Origin of the sequence: Polynucleobacter wuianus (genome assembly GCF_001659725.1) — a bacterium.
GTDB classification, from domain to species: domain Bacteria; phylum Pseudomonadota; class Gammaproteobacteria; order Burkholderiales; family Burkholderiaceae; genus Polynucleobacter; species Polynucleobacter wuianus.
Genome location: NZ_CP015922.1, coordinates 820,177 through 841,874 on the forward strand (window position 1 = coordinate 820,177; position 21,698 = coordinate 841,874).

Annotated in this window: 24 protein-coding genes; 22 read left to right on the forward strand and 2 right to left on the reverse strand. The window is 46.3% G+C overall.

The features are described 5' to 3' along the window. Positions 1–6: 6 nt before the first annotated feature. The 16 genes from A8O14_RS04330 to A8O14_RS04405 are packed head-to-tail and all read left to right on the forward strand — an operon-like array spanning position 7 to position 15,253. Entirely contained in the window at positions 7–216 is a 210-nt protein-coding gene (locus tag A8O14_RS04330) for a hypothetical protein (RefSeq protein ID WP_068948405.1), read from the forward strand. Positions 217–248: 32 nt separating this feature from the next. Next, positions 249–896: a 3-isopropylmalate dehydratase small subunit gene (leuD, locus tag A8O14_RS04335; protein WP_068948406.1), complete on the forward strand. Its 648-nt coding sequence runs from the start codon at positions 249–251 to the stop codon at positions 894–896. A gap of 23 nt (positions 897–919) precedes the next feature. Continuing rightward, on the forward strand, positions 920–1,990 hold the full coding sequence (leuB, locus tag A8O14_RS04340; RefSeq protein WP_068948407.1) for a 3-isopropylmalate dehydrogenase: 1,071 nt from the start codon (positions 920–922) through the stop codon (positions 1,988–1,990). A 46-nt stretch (positions 1,991–2,036) separates the two neighbouring features. Beyond that, positions 2,037–3,194, forward strand: coding sequence for an aspartate-semialdehyde dehydrogenase (asd, locus tag A8O14_RS04345; RefSeq protein ID WP_068948408.1), 1,158 nt, complete (start codon positions 2,037–2,039; stop codon positions 3,192–3,194). 9 nt (positions 3,195–3,203) lie between these two features. Then, on the forward strand, positions 3,204–4,592 hold the full coding sequence (locus A8O14_RS04350; protein ID WP_068948409.1) for a FimV/HubP family polar landmark protein: 1,389 nt from the start codon (positions 3,204–3,206) through the stop codon (positions 4,590–4,592). A 9-nt stretch (positions 4,593–4,601) separates the two neighbouring features. Continuing rightward, positions 4,602–5,429 (forward strand): tRNA pseudouridine(38-40) synthase TruA, encoded by an 828-nt coding sequence (truA, locus tag A8O14_RS04355; RefSeq protein WP_068948410.1) that lies wholly within the window; start codon positions 4,602–4,604, stop codon positions 5,427–5,429. Positions 5,430–5,452: 23 nt separating this feature from the next. Further along, positions 5,453–6,130 carry a phosphoribosylanthranilate isomerase gene (locus A8O14_RS04360; RefSeq protein WP_068948411.1) on the forward strand — a complete coding sequence of 226 codons (678 nt, stop codon included), beginning with the start codon at positions 5,453–5,455 and terminating at the stop codon, positions 6,128–6,130. Positions 6,131–6,160: 30 nt separating this feature from the next. Next, on the forward strand, positions 6,161–7,354 hold the full coding sequence (gene trpB, locus A8O14_RS04365) for a tryptophan synthase subunit beta (RefSeq protein ID WP_068948412.1): 1,194 nt from the start codon (positions 6,161–6,163) through the stop codon (positions 7,352–7,354). 47 nt (positions 7,355–7,401) lie between these two features. After that, a complete protein-coding gene (trpA, locus tag A8O14_RS04370) occupies positions 7,402–8,199 on the forward strand; it encodes a tryptophan synthase subunit alpha (protein WP_068948413.1) in 798 nt (265 codons plus the stop codon). Positions 8,200–8,204: 5 nt separating this feature from the next. After that, positions 8,205–9,092, forward strand: a complete 888-nt coding sequence (accD, locus tag A8O14_RS04375) for an acetyl-CoA carboxylase, carboxyltransferase subunit beta (RefSeq protein ID WP_068948414.1) — start codon at positions 8,205–8,207, stop codon at positions 9,090–9,092. A 4-nt stretch (positions 9,093–9,096) separates the two neighbouring features. Beyond that, a complete protein-coding gene (gene folC / locus A8O14_RS04380) occupies positions 9,097–10,422 on the forward strand; it encodes a bifunctional tetrahydrofolate synthase/dihydrofolate synthase (protein WP_191904671.1) in 1,326 nt (441 codons plus the stop codon). Positions 10,423–10,425: 3 nt separating this feature from the next. Further along, positions 10,426–11,229, forward strand: a complete 804-nt coding sequence (locus A8O14_RS04385; RefSeq protein ID WP_068948415.1) for an SPOR domain-containing protein — start codon at positions 10,426–10,428, stop codon at positions 11,227–11,229. Further along, entirely contained in the window at positions 11,229–11,795 is a 567-nt protein-coding gene (locus A8O14_RS04390) for a CvpA family protein (RefSeq protein ID WP_068948416.1), read from the forward strand. The genes A8O14_RS04385 and A8O14_RS04390 overlap by 1 nt, the downstream gene beginning before the upstream one ends. A gap of 4 nt (positions 11,796–11,799) precedes the next feature. Further along, positions 11,800–13,338, forward strand: a complete 1,539-nt coding sequence (gene purF, locus A8O14_RS04395) for an amidophosphoribosyltransferase (RefSeq protein WP_068948417.1) — start codon at positions 11,800–11,802, stop codon at positions 13,336–13,338. Between the two features lie 60 nt (positions 13,339–13,398). Beyond that, entirely contained in the window at positions 13,399–14,607 is a 1,209-nt protein-coding gene (locus A8O14_RS04400; RefSeq protein WP_068948418.1) for an O-succinylhomoserine sulfhydrylase, read from the forward strand. Positions 14,608–14,629: 22 nt separating this feature from the next. After that, positions 14,630–15,253: a class I SAM-dependent methyltransferase gene (locus A8O14_RS04405; RefSeq protein ID WP_068949709.1), complete on the forward strand. Its 624-nt coding sequence runs from the start codon at positions 14,630–14,632 to the stop codon at positions 15,251–15,253. A gap of 24 nt (positions 15,254–15,277) precedes the next feature. On the opposite strand, the gene A8O14_RS04410 is transcribed toward A8O14_RS04405, so the two are convergent. Together A8O14_RS04410 and modB are read right to left on the reverse strand one after the other, a co-directional pair. Beyond that, positions 15,278–16,384 carry an ABC transporter ATP-binding protein gene (locus tag A8O14_RS04410; RefSeq protein WP_068948419.1) on the reverse strand — a complete coding sequence of 369 codons (1,107 nt, stop codon included), beginning with the start codon at positions 16,382–16,384 and terminating at the stop codon, positions 15,278–15,280. Further along, positions 16,384–17,040, reverse strand: a complete 657-nt coding sequence (gene modB / locus A8O14_RS04415) for a molybdate ABC transporter permease subunit (protein WP_068948420.1) — start codon at positions 17,038–17,040, stop codon at positions 16,384–16,386. The genes A8O14_RS04410 and modB overlap by 1 nt, the downstream gene beginning before the upstream one ends. A 164-nt stretch (positions 17,041–17,204) precedes the next feature. Between modB and soxY the strand changes: the two genes are divergently transcribed. From soxY to A8O14_RS04445, 6 genes are all read left to right on the forward strand, one after another. Then, on the forward strand, positions 17,205–17,657 hold the full coding sequence (gene soxY, locus A8O14_RS04420; protein WP_068948421.1) for a thiosulfate oxidation carrier protein SoxY: 453 nt from the start codon (positions 17,205–17,207) through the stop codon (positions 17,655–17,657). Positions 17,658–17,724: 67 nt separating this feature from the next. Further along, a complete protein-coding gene (gene soxZ, locus A8O14_RS04425; protein WP_068948422.1) occupies positions 17,725–18,033 on the forward strand; it encodes a thiosulfate oxidation carrier complex protein SoxZ in 309 nt (102 codons plus the stop codon). A 4-nt stretch (positions 18,034–18,037) separates the two neighbouring features. Continuing rightward, the gene (gene soxA, locus A8O14_RS04430; RefSeq protein ID WP_068948423.1) at positions 18,038–18,850 is read left to right on the forward strand and encodes a sulfur oxidation c-type cytochrome SoxA; all 813 of its coding nucleotides are present in this window, start codon (positions 18,038–18,040) and stop codon (positions 18,848–18,850) included. 10 nt (positions 18,851–18,860) lie between these two features. Beyond that, the gene (gene soxX / locus A8O14_RS04435) at positions 18,861–19,478 is read left to right on the forward strand and encodes a sulfur oxidation c-type cytochrome SoxX (protein ID WP_068948424.1); all 618 of its coding nucleotides are present in this window, start codon (positions 18,861–18,863) and stop codon (positions 19,476–19,478) included. A 9-nt stretch (positions 19,479–19,487) separates the two neighbouring features. Then, a complete protein-coding gene (soxB, locus tag A8O14_RS04440; RefSeq protein WP_068948425.1) occupies positions 19,488–21,221 on the forward strand; it encodes a thiosulfohydrolase SoxB in 1,734 nt (577 codons plus the stop codon). Positions 21,222–21,252: 31 nt separating this feature from the next. Further along, entirely contained in the window at positions 21,253–21,696 is a 444-nt protein-coding gene (locus tag A8O14_RS04445) for a DsrE family protein (protein ID WP_068949710.1), read from the forward strand. Positions 21,697–21,698: the final 2 nt, after the last annotated feature.

The following is a 21,698-nucleotide window of genomic DNA, read 5'->3' on the forward strand; positions in this document are numbered from 1 at the left end:
AGCAAGATGAAATTTTCTTCAGTCTCATTGATTTCTAGATTAGCCCTTGTTGCTATTGCAGGTTTGATTATTTCTGCATGCACTAGCACTATGGAGGGTATGGGAAAAGATTTGCAAACCATGGGTAATGCGATGGGCGGATCTGGTGCAAATTCAACTCAGCAGAATCAATCTCAAACGAAGGGTAAGGACGTTGTCGTTACTCCTGTGAAGTAAACCAACAGTACATTTAGAGTCAAAGCAGAATCATGGAAAAATTTACGGTATACAAAGGTTTGGTTGCTCCGTTAAATCGTGAGAACGTGGATACCGACGCCATCATCCCAAAACAGTTTTTGAAGTCGATTAAGAAGACAGGTTTTGGTCAAAACTTATTTGATGAATGGCGTTACTTAGATCATGGCGAGCCTGGTCAAGATTGCAGTAATCGCCCAATTAATCCTGACTTCGTGCTGAATCAGCCTCGCTATAAAGGTGCCGGCATTCTTTTGGCCCGCAAAAATTTTGGTTGCGGAAGTTCCCGTGAACATGCCCCTTGGGCATTGGATCAGTTTGGCTTTAGAGCGGTAATTGCTCCGAGTTTTGCTGACATTTTCTACAACAACTGTTTCAAAAACGGCCTTTTACCGATCGTTTTGACGGAAATTCAGGTTGACCACCTTTTCAATGAAACCATGGCATTTAATGGCTATCAGTTGACTATTGACCTGGAGGCACAGCAGGTCATCACCCCCGATGGCACCGCTTATAGCTTCGATGTAGCCCCATTTAGGAAGTATTGCCTCCTCAATGGTCTGGACGATATTGGCTTAACTCTGCGCCATGCAGATAAAATTAAGGCTTATGAAGCTGAGCGCATCCTCAAGATGCCTTGGCTTGCAACTCAATTGCCGTAATTTTGTAGATTTAAAGGCCTTTCATGAAAATTGCAGTTCTCCCGGGCGATGGGATCGGCCCGGAAATCGTTGCTCAAGCCGTTCGCGTACTTCAAGCGTTAGGCCCAAAGTTTGACCTAGAGGAAGCCCCTGTCGGTGGAGCTGCTTATGACGTGGCTGGCCATCCTTTGCCACCAGCAACTTTAGAGTTGGCCAAAAAAGCAGATGCGATTTTATTTGGTGCTGTTGGTGACTGGAAATATGACACGCTTGCTCGTGAACTTCGTCCTGAGCAAGCGATCTTAGGGTTGCGTAAACACTTAGAGTTATTTGCTAACTTCAGACCAGCGATTTGCTATCCAGAACTCACAGCGGCTTCAAGCTTAAAGCCTGAAATTATTGGTGGGTTGGATATTTTGATCGTGCGTGAGCTCAACGGTGATATTTACTTTGGACAACCACGTGGTATTCGGACTTCAGAGTTGCCATTATTCAAAGGTGCGCGCGAAGGTTATGACACCATGCACTACAGTGAGCCAGAAGTAGAGCGTATTGGACGGGTTGCCTTTGAAGCAGCTCTCAAGCGCGGAAAAAAAGTGTGCAGCGTCGATAAAGCCAACGTATTAGAGACTTCACAGCTATGGCGTGAGGTGATGATTCGGGTTTCCAAAGACTATCCAGACGTGGAGTTATCCCATATGTATGTAGATAACGCCGCAATGCAATTGGTTAAAGCGCCCAAAGCCTTTGACGTGGTTGTAACTGGTAATCTCTTTGGCGATATTTTGTCTGATGAAGCAGCTATGTTGACCGGCTCAATTGGAATGCTACCTTCAGCCTCATTGGATAAGAACAACAAAGGCTTATATGAGCCAAGTCATGGATCTGCACCAGACATTGCTGGCAAAGGGGTTGCGAATCCTTTGGCAACCATTCTGTCTGCTGCAATGATGTTGCGTTATTCCTTGGGAATGGCTCTTGAGGCAGATCGAATTGAAAAAGCTGTGCAGAAAGTGCTGGCGCAAGGATTGCGTACTGCTGATATTTATACCGAAGGTACTCAAAAGGTATCTACCGTACAAATGGGTGATGCAGTAGTTGCAGCACTCGCTTAAATAACAGATGCAAATACAGAACATAAATTCACTAGATAGTTAAATCATGGCAAATACAAAGACACCATTGGTAGGTTTAGTTGGCTGGCGCGGTATGGTTGGTAGCGTTCTGATGGAACGCATGCTCGCCGAGAAAGACTTTGATCTCATCGAGCCCGTTTTCTTCAGCACTAGCCAAGCAGGTGGTGAAGTGCCTTTGCTGAACGGCAAAAAAGTCACCAAGAGTGAAAGCACTTTGCAAGATGCCAATGACGTCAAGGCATTGTCCCGTTGCGACATTATTTTGACTTGTCAGGGCGGTGACTATACCAATGAGATCTTCCCTAAGCTGCGCGTTGCGGGTTGGGCTGGCCACTGGATTGATGCTGCTAGCGCATTGCGCATGAAAGAAGATGCCGTATTGGTTCTTGATCCGGTCAATCGCCCGGTGATTGATAAAGCATTGGCTGCTGGTGGCAAAAACTGGATTGGTAGTAATTGCACAGTCAGTTTGATGATGATGGCCATGGGTGGCTTGGTGAAGGCTGACATGGTTGAATGGATTAGCGCCATGACCTATCAAGCAGCTTCTGGTGCTGGTGCACAGAATATGCGTGAGTTACTTTTGCAAATGAGTGCCTTGCGTGACAGCGTAGCTACAGAGTTGGCAGACCCATCATCATGGATCTTGGATATTGATCGTAAAGTGACTGAGACATTACGTTCAGCTGATTTTCCGAAAAAGAATTTCCGCAACACTGCTTTAGCTGGTAGCTTGATTCCGTGGATTGATGTGCCGGTTGAAAATGGTCAAACCAAAGAAGAGTGGAAGGGTGGCGCTGAGTTTAATAAGATCTTGGGACGTCCTGCATTCCGCACACCTGGCAGTATTCCAATTGATGGATTGTGTGTTCGTGTTGGCGCAATGCGCTGCCACTCACAAGGTTTGACAGTGAAGCTCAAGAAAGATATTCCTCTTAAGGAAATTGAAACCATCTTAGCCAATGACAACCAGTGGGTCAAAGTAGTCCCTAATGATCGCGAAACTACAGAGCGTGATTTATCTCCTGCAGCGGTGAGTGGCACTTTGACAGTACCGATCGGTCGTTTACATAAATTGGCGATGGGTCCTGAGTACCTTGGCGCATTTACCGTTGGCGATCAATTGCTATGGGGTGCTGCTGAGCCATTACGCCGTATGTTGCGCATCTTGCTCGAGCACTAAAAACCACTAATGTCACGTTCTACCCAACTTTGCTTCTTAAAAGTACTTTGCTTTGTCTGGCTAAGTTGGGCATGCACAGCTTGGGCGGTATCGCTAGGTTCACCTCAACTACAGTCACGCCCTGGCGAGCCACTACGTGTAGAAATACCGATCCGCATTACTGCGGACGAGAAGAGTGCACTAGAGTCTCTAAAGGTTTCCTTACCAAGCAAAGGGTCCTACGAGCGATTGGGCGTTTCACAAAAGATTCTGGATCTCAATCCGCAGGCGATGGTCTATCGTAATCGCGCTGAGCAACTCATGGTCTTAGTAGAGACTGTTAATTCTGTGCCGATGACTGACGATCCATTCTTGGATCTCTTGGTTACTCTCAATTGGTCTAGTGGCAGCATTACCAAAACCTTTACATTATTGGTTGGTGATGCGCAAAAGGTTGTTGTGAAGCCTGGTGAGACACTATCTGAGATTGCTGCACTGATGGCTCCTCAACTAGAGGGTGCAACCCTTGATCAAACCATTATGGCTTTATATAAGGCAAACCCAGATGCCTTTGCAAGTGGCAGTATTAATCGCTTAGCGGCAGGAGCGGAGCTTAATAAACCCAGTCAAGCACTCTTGCGCTCTATCAGTCCAGCCGAAGCAAATCAGTTTGTAGCTGACGCTAATGAACAGTGGCGCTCTGAGCAGGATGCTAAGGGATCCCGTTCCGAAGGTTCTAAATCAGGAGAAACTAAATCAGCTGAATCTGCTGCCAAAGATCGCTTAAAGATTGGTTCTAGCGCTGAGGGCAATGAGCAAGAGCGTCGCTATACCGAAAACTTGGTGGCTCAAGAAAAAGAATTAGAACAAGCTAAAGCCAGAGTTGCAGAGCTTGAAAAGAATATTGCTGACTTGCAAAGCCTCTTGGAAAAATCGAAAGAGAAAAAAGCAGTTGAAAATAATTTTGGCTTAGGTGGTTTTGGTCCGGCAATCTTGGCAATTGGCTTGATTGGATTAACGGGGCTTCTGTTGTGGGGATTGGCACGCAACGCCCGTCGTTCAGAGGCGCCCTCATTTGAAGCTAATGGTCCGGTAACTACTAAGGTGGCTGCATCTCCTGCATTAGAAATTCCTGAGCGTACTAAGGCGCTTTTTGCTGGCATTGACCTTGATCTCTCGAAACCGGCTAAAGAAGTTCCAATTGAAGTTGCAAAATTTATTCCAACAGCAGATGGTAATCCATTAGCAGACACATTGCGCGTGAAACTCAACCTCGCGCGTGCCTATATCACGATTGAAGATTTTTCAGCGGCCAAGAAATCTTTAGAAGAAGTCTTGCGTGTAAGCAATTCAGTTGATCCAGCAATCACCATTGAAGCTCAGGGCTTACTAGCGGAGCTCTCGCACCGCAATGCCTAGGAGTGAGCGATGCGAATAGCGCTCGGTCTCCAATACGACGGTAGTCCCTATGCTGGCTGGCAAGTTCAGCACAATCAAAATACTGTTCAAGCAGAATTAGAAAAAGCGATTACCGCTTTTATTGGCGAGGAAGCTATCAAGCATCCCGTCCATACGATTACTGCTGGCAGAACTGATGCAGGGGTTCATGCTCTAGGGCAGGTTGTTCATTTCGATACCCATGTAGAGCGCGAAGATTTTTCTTGGGTAAGGGGTGTCAATTCTTTTTTGCCTGGCTCAATTGTTGTTAACTGGGCAAAAGTCGTTCCCGAAGAATTTAGTGCACGCTTCTCCGCATTTGAGCGCACATATATTTATGCCTTGCATGCGGGACCGTGTCGCTCGCCACTGATGAATGAGCGCGCAGGCTATGTATTGCTACCACCCAATCAATGGTTCGATGTGGATACCATGAGGCAGGCCGCACAGTGCCTGATTGGCGAACATGATTTTTCTTCATTTCGGTCTTCTGAGTGTCAAAGCAAGACGCCAGTGAAAACGATGTATACGATTGACATCATCTCAGATGAGCCATGGCTTTATTTCCGAATGAGAGGCAATGCATTTTTGCATCACATGGTGCGCAATCTCGTTGGTTGCTTTTTGCAGATCGGACGAGGAAGGCAAAACCCTGAGTGGATGGCGCAATTATTGGCTGCCAAGGACCGCAAGCTCGCTGCACCAACATTCATGCCTGATGGCCTGTATTTAGCCAAAATCGCCTATCCAGAGCAATTTGCTATTCCGGCGCCCTGGTTAGCAAACTCCTGGATCCCTTCCGAGATCATTCGGACCTAGGCTTAAGGCCTTATCATTCATTTATGGGCTTACTGACATATTCTCCGGGGCGAACCCGGGTCAAAATCTGCGGTTTAAAGACCTCAGCAGACATTGATGCGGCCGTTTCGGCTGGTGTGGATGCGGTGGGCTTTGTCTTTTATCCACCCAGTGTTCGGGCGGTTAGCCCTAATATCGCTGCCAAGCTAATTTCTAGGTTGCCAGCCGGGGTAGATGCGGTTGGATTAGTTGTAAACGCCACAGATGAGGAGTTTGCTGCTATTCGTGCCGCTGCTTCGATCACTTTATGGCAGTTTCATGGGGATGAGATCCCCCAAAGATGCGCCCAATTAGCCCAAGGCGAGCCATGGATGAAGGCTGCACGTGTAGGTGCAGGCTTCGCTTTTGACGATTTTTCCCTACAATACAGGGATGCAAACGCTTTTCTGCTGGATGCCCTCGTGGAGGGATACGGTGGCGGAGGCGTCCCTTTTGATTGGCAAGGAATTCCACAGACATGGGTAAGCGAAAACGCGCCTCGGGTCGTTTTGAGTGGTGGATTGAACACGCACAACGTGGGCGAGGCAATTGCACGCCTGCATCCTTGCGCAGTTGACGTCAGTAGTGGCGTAGAAAGCAGCAGGGGTGTTAAAGATTCTGCGCTCATGGATGAATTTGTTAAAGCAGTGCGCGCAGCAGATGCCAAAGCATCATCCCAATAATTTGCTGTAGATAAATCAAAAGAGGTAGCTATGTACGACAAGCCAGATGCACGAGGACACTTCGGTCCTTACGGCGGTGTGTTTGTTTCTGAGACGTTGATGTATGCATTGGAAGAACTCAAAGAGGCCTATGCAAAATATCAATACGATCCAGAGTTCATTGAAGAGTTTCATTACGAGCTCAAACATTTCGTTGGCCGTCCTTCACCGGTTTATCACGCCAAGCGTTGGAGCGAAATGCTCGGCGGTGCACAGATCTACCTCAAGCGTGAAGACTTAAACCACACGGGTGCCCACAAGATTAATAATGTGATTGGTCAAGCAATGCTTGCCAAGCGCATGGGTAAGCCTCGCATCATCGCTGAGACCGGAGCAGGGCAGCACGGTGTTGCTACGGCAACGATCTGCGCGCGTTTTGGTTTGGACTGTACGGTTTATCAAGGTTCAGTGGATGTAGCCCGCCAAGCACAGAACGTTTTTCGCATGAAGCTTTTGGGTGCAAAGGTTGTTCCAGTGGAGTCTGGCACGAAGACCTTAAAAGATGCCCTCAATGAAGCCATGCGCGATTGGGTAACCAACGTAGACAACACTTTCTACATTATCGGTACAGTTGCAGGACCTCATCCATATCCAATGATGGTGCGTGATTTTCAAAGCGTGATTGGTGAAGAGTGCAAAGTACAAATGCCAGAGATGACAGGTCGTCAACCTGACTACGTATTAGCATGTGTTGGTGGTGGCTCAAATGCCATGGGTATTTTCTACCCATATATTGATTTTCCGGAAGTGAAATTGGTTGGCGTTGAAGCAGCAGGTCATGGCCTTGGTAGTGGATTGCATTCTGCCGCACTGTGCGTTGGTAAGCCTGGCGTATTGCATGGCAACCGTACATACCTCTTGCAAGATGAAAATGGTCAGATCTCTGAAACCCATTCCGTTTCTGCTGGTATGGACTATCCAGGTGTTGGTCCTGAACATGCATGGCTAAAAGACTCTGGTCGTGCTGACTACGTTGCGATTACTGACGAGGAAGCCTTAAAAGCGTTCCATGATTGCTGTCAAATTGAGGGCATCATTCCAGCGCTGGAGTCTTCTCATGCGATTGCCTATGCCTGCAAGCTTGCTAAGACCCTACCAAAAGACAAGACCATCTTGGTAAACCTGTCTGGTCGCGGTGATAAGGATATGCATACTGTTGCCCAAGCAACAGGATCAGAAGGCTAGGCCAAAGAAAAGCAATAAGAAAAATAAGAATAGAAAAACGAAATAGTATGTCCAAAATTACTGCACTCTTTAAAGAATTAAAAGCAACTGGCAAAAAGGGATTGATTCCTTTTATTACTGCAGGTGACCCTGATCCAAAAATGACGGTTGAGTTGATGCATGCATTGGTGCGTGGCGGCTCAAGTGTGATTGAGTTAGGTGTACCGTTCTCTGATCCGATGGCTGATGGTCCTGTGATTCAAAGATCATCAGAGCGTGCATTGACGCATGGCGTCACTTTGCATTCCTGCTTGGAGATGGTCAAAGAGTTTCGTAAAAAAGATTCGACAACTCCCGTAGTGTTAATGGGTTATGCCAATCCTGTTGAGCAAATGGGTGCAGAGCGTTTTGCAACCGAAGCAAAAGCAGCGGGGGTTGATGGTGTATTGGTAGTCGATTACCCGCCGGAAGAGTGCGTTGATTTTGCAGCACGTATGCGTGTTGCTGGAATTGATCCCATTTTCTTGTTAGCACCAACTTCATCACACGAGCGCATTAAAGAAGCAGCCAAAATTGCTTCTGGTTATATTTACTACGTATCCATGCGCGGGGTGACTGGCGCATCCCACCTCAACACTCAGGATGTGGCCAGCATCATCCCTAAAATCCGCGAGGAGACTGATATTCCGATCGCGGTAGGCTTTGGTATTAGCGATGCTGCTAGCGCTAAAGCGGTCTCTACTAGCGCTGATGCGGTGGTGATAGGCAGTCGAATTATTCGTCTTTTGGAGGATGCGCCCCCAGGGCAGGCAGTACAATCATTGGAAAACTTCATTCGTGAGATTCGCGACGCATTGGATAGTTAAAACTAATGAGCTGGATAGATAAATTACTCCCACCCCAAATTCAACATACTGATCCTGCGAACCGCAAATCGGTACCAGAAGGATTATGGGTTAAGTGCCCAAGTTGTGAGACGGTTCTCTACAGCACCGACATCGAAGCAAACCTTTCCGTTTGTCCCAAATGCAGTCATCACATGCGCATTGGTGCGCGTCAGCGCTTAGACAATTTGCTCGATCCAAAAGGTCGTTATGAAATCGGTGCTGATATCTATCCAACCGATCCGCTGAAGTTTAAAGATTCAAAAAAATATCCTGATCGTATTAAAGAAGCGAATGATGCTTCAGGCGAAACAGAAGCCTTGATCGTGATGGGTGGAAAAATTGAGACCATTCCGGTAGTTGCTGCTTGCTTTGAGTTTCAATACATGGGCGGCTCTATGGGTTCTGTAGTGGGTGAGCGTTTTGCGCGTGGCGTGCAAGAAGCCATTGATAAGAAATGCGCTTTCATTTGTGTAACGGCTACTGGTGGCGCCCGGATGCAAGAAAGCTTGCTGTCCTTGTTCCAAATGGCCAAGACCAATTCTATGTTGACCTTGCTTTCTAAAAAGGGCTTGCCTTATATCAGCGTATTGACTGACCCAACTATGGGTGGTATCTCAGCCAGCTTCGCCTTTATGGGTGATGTCGTGATGGCTGAGCCAAAGGCTTTGATTGGTTTTGCTGGCCCACGCGTGATCGAGCAAACCGTTCGTGAAAAATTGCCTGAAGGTTTCCAGCGTTCTGAGTTCTTGATGCAAAAGGGCGGTATCGACATGATTGTGGATCGCCGCCAAATGCGTGGAGAGATTGCTCGCTTACTCGCCTTGCTCCAGAAACTTCCAGAGCCTGCGATTGCGGGTAGCTCAGCCGTTTAAACGCTTGAGCACAGCACACCAAGCCCCAATTCTGTTTACTAGCCTCGAGGCTTGGCTCAGCCACCTCGAAACGGCGCACCCTGTCGGCATCGATATGGGTCTTGATCGAATTAACCGTGTCAAGGCCGCGCTAAATCTCCATTTTGATTGTCCGGTAATCAGTGTTGCCGGTACTAACGGCAAAGGCTCCACCTGCGCTTATCTTGAAAGTATTTTGTTGGCTTCTGGTTATCGAGTCGGTTGTCATACATCGCCACACTTGCTCAGCTTTAATGAGCGTGCGCGCGTGAATGGTGAAGAAGTAAAAGATGCGCTCTTGCTAGAACATTTTGCTGCCGTAGAAAATGCTCGTGTCAGTTTGGTTGACGCACCAACGCTAACGTATTTTGAGTTCACCACTTTGGCAATCATGCATTTGTTCGCTAAATCGAATTTAGATGCAGTGGTATTGGAAGTTGGGATGGGTGGTCGTTTGGATGCTGTCAATATTGTCGATGCAGATTGCGCAATCGTCACTAGCATCGATATTGATCATGCGGATTTCTTAGGTGGCACGCGTGAAGCGATTGGCTTGGAAAAAGCTGGTATCTTTCGCCCTCGGCACATTGCTGTGTGCGGAGACCCAGTGCCGCCACAATCCTTAATTGATTACGCAGAAAAGTTAGGCTGTGATCTTTGGTTGCAGGGTCGTGATTACAACTTTCAGGGCGATAAACAGCAGTGGGGTTGGGCGGGACGTAATAAGCGCTTTAGTGGCCTTGGTTATCCCGCATTGCGTGGCGCGAATCAGATTCTGAATGCTTCGGCGGTGATTGCTGCCTTAATGGCATTACATCAGCGTTTGCCTGTGAGCGCGCAAGATATTCGTAATGGCTTTGCCTTGGTTGAATTGCCAGGGCGCTTTCAGGTTCTACCTGGCCAGCCTACAGTGGTCTTGGATGTGGCACATAATCCCCATGCTGCCGCTACCTTGGGCCAAGGTCTGGAAAAAATGGGCTATCACCCCTATACCTATGCCATTTTTGGGGCTATGGCCGATAAGGATATTGAGGGAGTGATTAAACCCCTTTTAAATATTGTGGATTTCTGGTTTTGCACCGATTTGCCAACCCCAAGGGCAGCTACCGCAAAGGCGTTGGCTGAGAAGCTAGAAGTTATGGGGGTGAGGCCTAAAAATGGGTCAGATGGGGGTATTGAAATCTTCGAAAACCCTACTTTAGCGTATCAAAAAGCGCTTTCTCAGGCTGGTGAGGGTGATAGAATTGTGACCTTCGGATCCTTCTATACCGTTGCAGGCGTAATGGCTTATCGAAACAACCAGGCGCATTGATCCATGATTCGTTTACCGAGCTTTTTTAAGCGAAAAACTCAGACTGATGACCTTGATTTAGGTCCGGTAGGTCGTCACACTTCTAAACGGGTTGCTCCTCGCAGTTTTCAACGCGCAGCTGAAGCAGAAGAGCTTGCTCTTACCGAAGATCCAGAGCAACAACGTGCACGCCATCGCTTAATTGGCGCTGCAGTGCTAATCCTCATCGCTGTCGTTGGCCTCCCGCGTATTCTTGATAGCAGACCCAAGACTGCTCCTAATGATATCGCCGTTAATATCGTGACAAGTCTGCCAATTCCAGGAACAGAAACAAAACCTGAAGTGAAGGCAGAAGATAAACCAAAAGTAGAGGCGCCTGTAGAAGCTCCTAAAGTGCTTACACCTTCGCCTGAAGTGAAGGCAGAAGCAAAATCAGAGCCTAAGCCAGAACCTAAAGTAGAAGCGAAGCCCGCACCAAGCAAGACTCCTGCGCTTGGTTTGGCTGCTGGGGAAGAAGTGGTGGCGGCCTCAAGTGCAAAACCTAAAGCGGATGATGTTGCTAAGACTAATCTTGTCGCTAATAGCTCCGGCAAGTACGTTATTCAGATCGGCGCCTTTGCATCCGAGGATAATGTCAAGGCTTTGGTAGCTAGATTGAAAAACCAAAAGATTCCCAGTTTTGTTCTAAATAAAACAGGTGCGGATAACGGCAAGATATTCCTAGTGCGTGCCGGTCCTTACACAGATAAAGATGCTGCCGAAGCAGCCGAAAAAAAAATTAAGGCGATGGGTCTCTCACCAAGACTCGTTGAGACTGGTAAACAGTAATGGAATACTTATCCACCTTAAAGCTAACATCGGTGGATTACTTCACCCTAGTTGTGCTCTTGGTGTCTGCCTTGGTGGGTATTTCTCGAGGTTTATTTAAAGAAGTGCTTGCACTTGCATCTTGGTTTGTAGCTGCCTGGGTGGCTTATCACTACAGTAGCTATCTTTCTACTGAATGGATATCCACCTTCCATCTGGATGAATTGCTTAGCCTTGGTCTCAGTTGGCTAATCCTATTTGTATTAACACTGGTTATTTGCGGTTTGTTTGGCGGAGTAGTACAAAAGATTATTTTGTCAGCTGGTTTGAGCTTGACAGATCGATTCTTGGGCCTAGTCTTTGGATTGTTGCGTGGTGGCTTGATTGTGGTGGTGCTGGCTACCTTGGCTGCTTTAACTCCGATACCCCAAAGTATGGCTTGGAAAAATGCTATCACCAGACCAGCAGTTGATATGGCTACTGGATTAATTAAAGGTTGGTTGCCAGCCGATTGGGCAAAGCAGTTGAGTGATGCGATGCCTAAAGTTACCCCTACCATTACTCCTAAATTAACAATAGGAATCTAGAGATATGTGCGGCGTCGTCGGAACCGTTTCCCACTCACCAGTGAATCAACTTCTCTATGATGCGTTGTTGCTCTTACAACATCGCGGCCAGGATGCAGCCGGTATTGCGACGATGAACGGTAATTCGTTCACAATGCATAAAGCCAATGGCTTAGTACGAGACGTCTTTAGAACCCGTAATATGCGCAGTTTGGTTGGTAGCGCAGGTATTGGCCAAGTTCGCTATCCAACTGCTGGCTCAGCAAGCAGTGAAGAAGAGGCACAGCCCTTTTACGTGAGCGCTCCATACGGAATTATCTTGGCGCATAACGGCAACCTTACCAATGCACCAAGCTTACGTGTAGAGATGGCTTACCGTGATCGTCGTCATATTAATACCAGCTCTGACACTGAAGTACTGTTAAACGTTCTAGCTGACGAGCTTCAAAAAGAAACCAATAGCACTGCCTTAGATGAGGGCGCAATGTTTAATGCAGTTACTGGAGTTACCAGTCGTGTTAAAGGTTCGTATGCAGTGGTCTCTTTGATTGCTGGCTATGGCTTATTAGCCTTCCGTGATCCGTTTGGTATTCGTCCTCTGTGTATTGGCCGTATTGACACACCACAAGGTCCTGAATGGATGGTGGCCTCCGAGTCTGTTGCCTTAGAAGGTCTTGGGTTTACCTTTGTGCGTGATGTGAACCCTGGTGAAGCTATCTATATTGATCTTGATGGTAACTTCTATGCTCGTCAATGCGTACCGAATGCTGTGCTCACACCTTGTATCTTCGAATACGTTTACATGGCTCGCCCAGACTCCACGATTGATGGCGTTACCGTTTACAACGTACGCATGCGCATGGGGGATTACTTGGCGGATAAGATTCGCAAAGAGACAAACGTTGATGAGATCGATGTAGTCATGCCGATTCCGGATTCAAGCCGTCCTGCAGCAATGCAAGTGGCTAAAAAATTGGGCGTTGATTATCGCGAAGGCTTTTTTAAGAACCGTTACATTGGTCGCACCTTCATCATGCCTGGTCAAGCAGTGCGCAAGAAGTCTGTTCGTCAGAAGCTCAATGCTATGCGCATTGAATTTAAAGACAAGACTGTTTTAATTGTGGATGACTCTATTGTTCGTGGCACCACCTCATTTGAGATTGTGCAAATGGCGCGTGAGTCAGGAGCTAAGAAGGTGATCTTTGCTTCTGCAGCGCCTCCTGTGCGCTTCCCGAACGTCTATGGCATTGATATGCCTACGCGTAGCGAGTTAGTTGCTTATGGTCGTACTGATGAAGAGATTAATAAGATGATTGGCGCAGACCAACTCATCTATCAGAGCGTCGAAGATATGAAGCAAGCCGTAAGAGATATCAATCCGAATATCAAGAACTTTGAAGCCTCTTGCTTTGATGGCAATTACATCACTGGCGACATTAATGACTCCTATTTGGATGCTTTGGAAGCGCAACGCAATTCATCTGCTGCCAAGGCAGATCGTCAACGCGATTCCAGCGACTTTGCACGCTCTCAGTTGCATCTGCATTTGGCTACCGAAGACTAAAAAGCGACAGGAAATTGCCTCACTAGAGGCAATTCTTCAATTCGGTGTCAAAATAGCAACATGAAGAGCAAAACTACCCGCAAAAAACCCGATTTTTCTAAGCTAGCGCTAGAGACCTTAGCGGTTCGCGCTGGTACACGTCGCACCGCCGAATATCAGGAGCATTCAGAGGCGCTGTTCCTCACCTCTAGTTTCTGTTTTGATAGCGCTGAGTTGGCGGCCGATGGTTTTGCACATGCCGATCAAGGTTTTATCTATTCACGCTTTACCAATCCAACAGTGAGCATGTTCCAAGATCGCTTGGCTGCATTGGAAGGTGGGGAAGCTTGTATTGCTACTGCATCTGGCATGTCAGCGATTTTGACAATGGCGATGGCGCATTTGCAGGCTGGTGATCATGTGGTTTGCTCCCGCTCAGTGTTTGGTGCAACGATTCAGTTGTTCACCAATATTCTCGGTCGCTTCGGAATTACAACAACATATGTTGACTTGGCAGATACCAAGTCCTGGCAGGCTGCCGTTCAGCCAAACACCAAATTGTTCTATTTGGAGACGCCATCCAATCCATTAACTGAGATCGCGGATATCAAAGCGATCTCAAAGATTGCTAAAAAAGCAGGCGCCTTATTTGCAGTGGATAACTGCTTTTGCACTCCTGCCTTACAAAAACCATTGGCTTTAGGTGCTGACGTTGTCATACATTCAGCAACCAAGTATTTAGATGGCCAGGGTAGAGTGGTGGGTGGCGCAATTGTTGGTAGTAATGACTTTGTCATGGGCAAAGTATTCCCATACGTTCGTACTGCAGGACCTACATTGTCTGCCTTTAATGCTTGGGTTTTCCTCAAAGGACTTGAGACGCTAGAGCTTCGTATGAAGCAACAGAGCCAGAATGCTTTGGCTCTTGCGCAATGGTTGGAAAAACAACCTGGCATTGAGCGTGTTTATCATCCTGGCCTCAAATCACATCCTCAGCATGCATTAGCAATGCGTCAACAAAAAGAGGGCGGTGCAATTCTGTCTTTCACCTTAAAGGGCGGTAAGAAGTCTGCATTCAAACTTATTAATCAAACCAAGCTATGCTCAATCACTGCAAACTTGGGTGATACTCGCACAACCATTACGCATCCAGCGACTACGACTCATTGCCGTGTCAGTCCAGAAGCTCGCAAAGCTGCGGGTATCTCTGATGGCTTGGTGCGCATTGCCGTTGGCCTTGAGAACATCAATGACCTAAAGACTGATCTGGTTGGCGGACTCAAAAAGTAAACAAGTACACCAAGATAAGCCCATGGGTTTTGCAGATGCTACTCAATTCTGGAATGAGCGCTTCGATAAGAAAGAGTTCATTTTCGGAAAAGAGCCTAACGAATATCTGGTCGAGAAGACCCATCAATATCTCAAGCTAAATGACAAAGTTCTTTGCATAGCTGATGGTGAAGGGCGCAATGGGGTTTGGCTAGCTAAACAAGGCATGCAAGTTGTTGGCTTTGATGCCTCTGATATTGCCCTAGCCAAAGCAAATCAATTTGCAAAAGACAACCAAGTTGCAGTTGAGTATTTATTCTCCGACACCGATAGCTACGCATGGCCTGCAAATACTTATGATGCAGTTATTGGAATCTTTATTCAGTTTGCTGATCCGGCAATGCGGGAGCGTATTTTTCAGCAAACTTATCAATCACTTAAGCCAGGTGGAATCTTTATTCTGCAAGGCTATACACCTAAGCAGTTGGAATACAAAACCGGTGGCCCCTCTTTAATTGAACATCTTTATACCGAAGAGTTGATTCGCGATCTAACTAAAGATTTCAAGATTTTAGAGCTTCGATCATATGAGCAAGAGCTCTGTGAAGGCCCAAGACATACCGGCATGTCTGCATTATTGGGTATGGTTGCCCAAAAGCGGCTTTAAAGAGATTGCCTTAGTTAATCTAAATTAATTACTAAAGCGCCTTGGATCATTGATGGGGCGCAATGGCATGATGTGAATCTTGCTGCCATTCATTTCAAGATGAGTCACTTTTCCTGACTCTAAGCCTAAGCGCTTCACCTCCGCTGCGGAAGCTTCCCAGGTAATGACATGGTTACCGTCTACAGTGCGAAGTTGAATCACGGCTATTTGACCTAAGGCGCTGATGTGTTCAACACTTGCCTGCATTGTTAACTTACTAGCTTCTGCATGCAGACTTAAGCCTTCAGCAGGAATTACCCAAGCAACAGGAGTGTTGGGGGGTATCTTGCCTTTATCAATCACATCAAAGACGCGCTCACACCCATCCCAAATGAGTTTTCCTGATGAGAAGATGCCTTCAAACTTATTGCTGATACCAACAAGTTCTGCAACTCTAGAGTTTCTGGGTCTTTCAAACAAGACTTGAGGAGGGGCGGTTTGCAGGCCGACGCCTTGATCGATCACAGTAATTCGGTCGGCCAATAAATCTGCTTCACGTAGATCATGGGTTACCAGCAGAATTGGAATATTTAAATCTTTACGTAGTTCAGCAAGTGTTTTGTATAGACCCTGGCGCGTTGGCGCATCAATGGCTGAGAATGGCTCATCAAGCAAGAGAATTTTCGGAGATCGTGCTAATGCTCTAGCTAGGGCAACCCGCTGTTGTTGACCACCTGAGAGTTGGTTAGGCATACGATTTGCGAGCTCGCCTATACCCATACGCTCTAACCATTGTTGAGCTAATTTTTTACGATCACCCAATCTTGGTACTGAGTTGTATAAAGGAATGCATACATTCTCAAGCGCAGTAAGGTGCGGAAAGAGTGCGTATTGCTGAAATAAAAATCCACAGGAGCGCTCAGCAGGGCTCAGAGATGTACTAACCCCACTAATTTCGTTTGCCTCAAACCATAACTGGTCATTGCATTCAATTTTTCCAGTGTGAGCATCGTTTAGGCCAGCAATGGTACGCAAGGCAGTTGTCTTGCCGCTACCTGATGGGCCTACTAAGGCATGCAGTTCCCCAGGGATGCACTCAATATTGAGTTGCAATGGATTGGGGATGGTCTGAAAGAGTTTTACCTTAAGCATCAACTAGCCCATCTCTTAGAACGTGATGGATAGCGACTAAAGATGCCATATGAGAGTGCAATTGCAACTAGCGAGGTGCCAAGTAATATCAAAGATAGGATTCCAGCGCCAGACGTATCAAAACTTTGTACTTTGTCATAGATGGCAATCGATACCGTTTTGGTTTCACCTGGTATTGCGCCGCCGACCATGAGGATCACACCAAATTCACCTAGGGTATGTGCAAAGGTGAGAACAGCAGCGCTGGTGATGCCTCGCCAAGCCAAAGGCAATTCGATGAGGCGAAATATTTGCCAATGAGACAAGCCGCTAACTTGTGCTGCTTCCAAGATTTCAGGTTGAATTGCCTCAAACGCTCTTTGTATGGGCTGAATGGCAAATGGCAAATTAACAATGAGGGAGGCTATCAGGATGCCAGTAAAAGAAAATACTAGTGGAATTCCAAAGAAACTCTTTCCACCTAGACCCACAAGAAGGTAGTAACCCAAGACAGTAGGCGGTAGAACCAAGGGCAGGGCAAGTAATGCCTCAATCCAAGAGCGCCCTTTGCCCATTTTTTGAAGCTTGTGGGCTACCCAAATCCCAAAGGGAAGTATCAGGACCAGGGTCCAGATGGCTAGCTTCAATGAGAGGATAAGCGCCTCTAGGTCAAACATCGGATCTAATTGCCTTTGGGTGAGTAATCCTCCTATTTTCGCCTATCTTTGCTTGGATTGGGCTCTGGGCATATTAGGTTTGCGACAGAATGGGAAATCCCCTTTAAAGTAGAGGTTTGCAGCATTTTTTACTGACTTGGTTTAAGGTTTTCAAAGGGATTGATATGAATCAACAACGTCGCGATCTATTGAAATATACGACGGTATTTGGGCTTATGGCATCAGCAGGTTTAATCACAACTGCTCAAGCTGAAGAGTGGAATAAAGCGGCCTTTGAGGGCAAAAGTCTCGATGAGGTATTTAAGGCTTTGGGTGCGGGCACTCCTGACAAGTCTGGTGCAGTGGTAATTAACGCACCGGATATCGCTGAAAATGGCGCTGTTGTACCCGTCGGTATTACTACTAACTTAAAGGCAAATCAATTTGCTATCTTGGTTGAGAAAAACCCAAGTCCATTGGCGGCAGAATTTTTTATTCCCTCAGGCACAGAGCCTTTTGTCACTACCCGCATCAAAATGGCGCAGACATCTAATGTTTATGCTTTAGTGAAGGCAGATGGAAAGTGGATGATGGCCGTTAAAGAAATCAAAGTGACTTTGGGTGGTTGCGGCGGCTAATAAGCCGTCTCAAAAAGTACGCAATCATTTAATAAGATAAAAAGACAAAGAAGATAAAGGAAATACGATGGGTGATCCAATGCGCATTCGGGCTGCCGAATCAAATGGAACTGTGGATGTCAAAATTTTGATGAAGCATGATATGGAATCTGGTCAACGTAAGGATGCCTCTGGCAAATTGATTCCAGCGTGGTTTATTTCTACAGTGTCAGTAAAAGCTCAGGGCAAAGAAGTATTTGCAGCAAACTTCGGTTCAGCGATCTCTAAGGATCCCTTTTTGAACTTCAAATACAAAGGATCTAAGGGTGACAAGTTAGTTGTGAGCTGGGTTGACACCAAGGGCGATAAGCGCTCTGATGAAGCTACGGTTTCATAATAGTATGCAAATCAAGTCCCGGCTCTTTGTGAAGTTTGTTGTTGCTAGTGGCATCTTAATTGGCGCTACTACTGTATTTGCTCAATCAACAGCTGATGAAATCGCTAAGTATCGTCAGATGATTGCTGATGGAAATCCATCTGAGTTATACGAAGATGCTGGGGCGGAATTATGGAAGAAGCCGGCAGGGCCGAAAAATGCAACGCTTGAGAAATGCAACTTAGGTCTTGGTCCTGGCGTTATCAAAGGGGCTTCAGCTCAACTCCCGAGATATTTTGCTGATACTAATAAAGTACAGGATTTAGAGTCTCGCCTTATTACCTGCATGTCTACATTGCAGGGTATTTCTGCACAAGAGATCATTGGTGCGCCATTTCAAAAAGACCTCAAGAAGGATATGGATGCACTTGTTGCTTATGTAGTAACGGCATCTAAAGATCAAAAAATTAAAGTAAGCACAAAGCATCCCAAAGAAAAAGAAGCTTATGAACTGGGTAAGCGTGCTTTTTATTTCCAAGGCGGGCCAATGGATTTCTCTTGCGCTACATGCCATGGATCTGACGGCAAGAGAATCCGCTTGCAAGATCTTCCGAACTTAACTAGCCAAGCTGGGGCTGCTGCAGGTTGGGGCTCATGGCCGGCGTATCGCGTATCGAGCGGTCAGTTTTGGACGATGGGCCTGCGTTTGAATGACTGCTATCGCCAGCAACGTTTCCCATTCCCTATATATGGCTCTGATTTACTGACAGCAGTCTCAATGTATATGGCAGTCAATGCTAACGGCGGTACGATGCAAACCCCTGGTTTGAAACGTTAAGGGGAACGACATGAGAACAAAATTATTTTTATCTTTTGTATTGTTGGCGGGCCTTAACTCATTCGTTATAGCTCAAACCAGTTTTGATACTAAATTTCAAAAAATGATGTCTGAAGGCTTTAGGGCTGAGGGTATTGCTGGCCTTGATCGTATTAGGCAAGATGAAACCCAAAAGTTTTGCTCTGATCCAAAACAAATTAATACCAAGCAGGGTGCCGCTAAAGCTATTGAGATTCAGAAAATCAATATGGCATCCATCATGCAACCAACTGATGGTAAATATATTGGTGATTGGAAGAGTGGAGAGGCTATTGCGCAAAGTGGACGTGGTGCCACCTGGACGGATAAAGCAGATACCGTGAATGGTGGTGGTTGCTATAACTGCCATGAAATCAATAAAAAAGAGATTTCATATGGCAATATTGGCCCGAGCCTTTGGAATTACGGTAAAAATCGTGGCTATTCTCAAGAAGTATTGGTGTATACCTGGAATCGCATTAATAACTCCAAGGCTTATAACGCCTGCAGCAATATGCCACGTTTTGGCCATTTCAAATTGCTCACGCAAGAGCAAATGCAAGATGTGATGGCTCTACTATTGGACCCACAGTCTCCTGTTAATCAGTAGACGCTCGTTATGTCGCTAAATCGTAGGGAGTTTATTCAGGCTTTAGCTATTGCTTCAGTCGGTGGCATGAGCTTACATTCGGAATGGGCCTCTGCACAAGCAAAGGCGCACTCTTTTTACGATTTGCCAAGATTTGGTAATGTGCACCTATTGCACTTTACCGACTGTCATGCCCAACTTCTCCCAGTTTATTTTCGTGAGCCTAATGTCAATATTGGCGTAGGTCCGCAGGCAGGTAAGATACCTCATCTGGTTGGCGATTATTTTCTGAAGGCCAACAGAATTGCTTCTGGCACACGTGATGCCCACGCATTTACTTATTTAGATTTCACAGCTGCCGCTCATCAATATGGGCAAATGGGTGGATTTGCTCATCTATCGTCATTGATTAAGCAATTGAAGGTATCAAGACCCGGTGCTCTTTTATTGGATGGCGGCGATACATGGCAGGGTTCCGCAACAGCGCTTTGGACACAAGGTCAAGACATGGTGGATGCGGCCTTAACTCTTGGCGTTGATGTCATGACAGCTCACTGGGAGATGACATTAGGCGAGAAGCGCGTAATGGAGATTGTTCAGAAAGATTTTCAAAACAAGATTTCTTTTGTCGCTCAGAACATTACCACCACTGATTTCGGTGATGAAGTATTCGCACCCTACGTCATTCGGGAGATGAATGGTGTGCCGATAGGCATTATTGGTCAAGCCTTTCCATACACACCGGTAGCAAACCCAAGATACTTCACGCCAAATTGGACCTTTGGCATTCAAGAACAGAACCTCCAAAAAACAATTGATCAAGTTCGTCAAAAAGGGGCCAAGGCTGTTGTCCTGCTTTCCCATAATGGCATGGACGTTGATCTCAAGTTAGCTTCCAGAGTGAGGGGCTTAGATGCTATTTTAGGTGGCCATACTCATGATGGTGTGCCGGTACCTGTAAAGGTGAAGAATGCTGGCGGCATTACGCTGGTCACGAATGCAGGATCAAACGGTAAATTTTTGGGTGTTTTGGATTTTGATGTCAAAGGCAATAAGGTAGTAGATTTTCGCTATAAGTTGCTTCCAGTATTTTCCAATCTGATTGCGCCTGATCCACAAATGAGTCAGCATATTACCCAAATTCGTAAACCCTACGAAGGGCGCCTAAGTGAGAAGCTTGCGGTGACTGATGACCTTTTATATCGCCGTGGAAATTTCAATGGCAGTTTTGATCAGGTTATCTTGGATGGTCTTATGGCGCAAAAGAATGCCGAGATTGCATTCTCGCCAGGCTTTAGATGGGGCACATCTTTATTGCCTGGACAAGCAATCACGATGGAGCATTTGATGGATCAGACGGCCATCACCTACCCATATACAACGGTCTCTAATATGACCGGTGAAAATATCAAGACTATTCTGGAAGACGTTGCCGATAATTTATTTAACCCAGATCCTTATTATCAGCAGGGCGGCGATATGGTTCGGGTCGGTGGTTTGCAATACACCATTGATCCAAATGCCACCGTGGGTAAGCGTATTTCTGAGATGAGGCTAAACGGCTCTCTTATTGACGCAGATAAAAGTTATCGAGTTGCTGGATGGGCCCCGGTGAGCGAAGAGACGAGAAGCTCAAATTCAGAACCCATCTGGGATTTGATGTCTAGGCATTTAAAAGAGGCCAAATTGATTAAGCCCAAGAAGCTAAATGAACCCATCATTAAAGGGGTTGCCAATAATCCTGGTATTGCACCAATCAGTTAATTTTTTGATTTTGAATCGATTGCTAAAACAGATGAATCTTCTTACTTCCTTTAAAAAAGCCTTAATATTTTCTGCCATTGCTTTTGCTGGCATGTTCATCAGTGAGTCTGTGTTGGCTCAAACCAAAGCTGTCTATCACATTGATGATGCACAAGCTCAAGGTTTAAAAGGATTGCGTAATATCCGCAATCATCTTGATACTGCGCCACGGACCAAGATCATCGTGGTAACTCATGCTGCTGGTGTTGATTTGCTAATGGAGGGTGCTAAAGATCAGAAAAATAATATTGAGTATGCCCCTTTGGTATCTGCACTCAAATCCCGTGGTGTGGTATTTGAAGTTTGTGAAATTACCCTGAAAAACCGTAACCTTAATAAAAATCAATTCATATTGGATGCCGATTACACGCCGTCAGGGGTGATGAAGATTGCTGATCTTCAATACATCGATCATTACGCTTATATAAAACCCTAGGC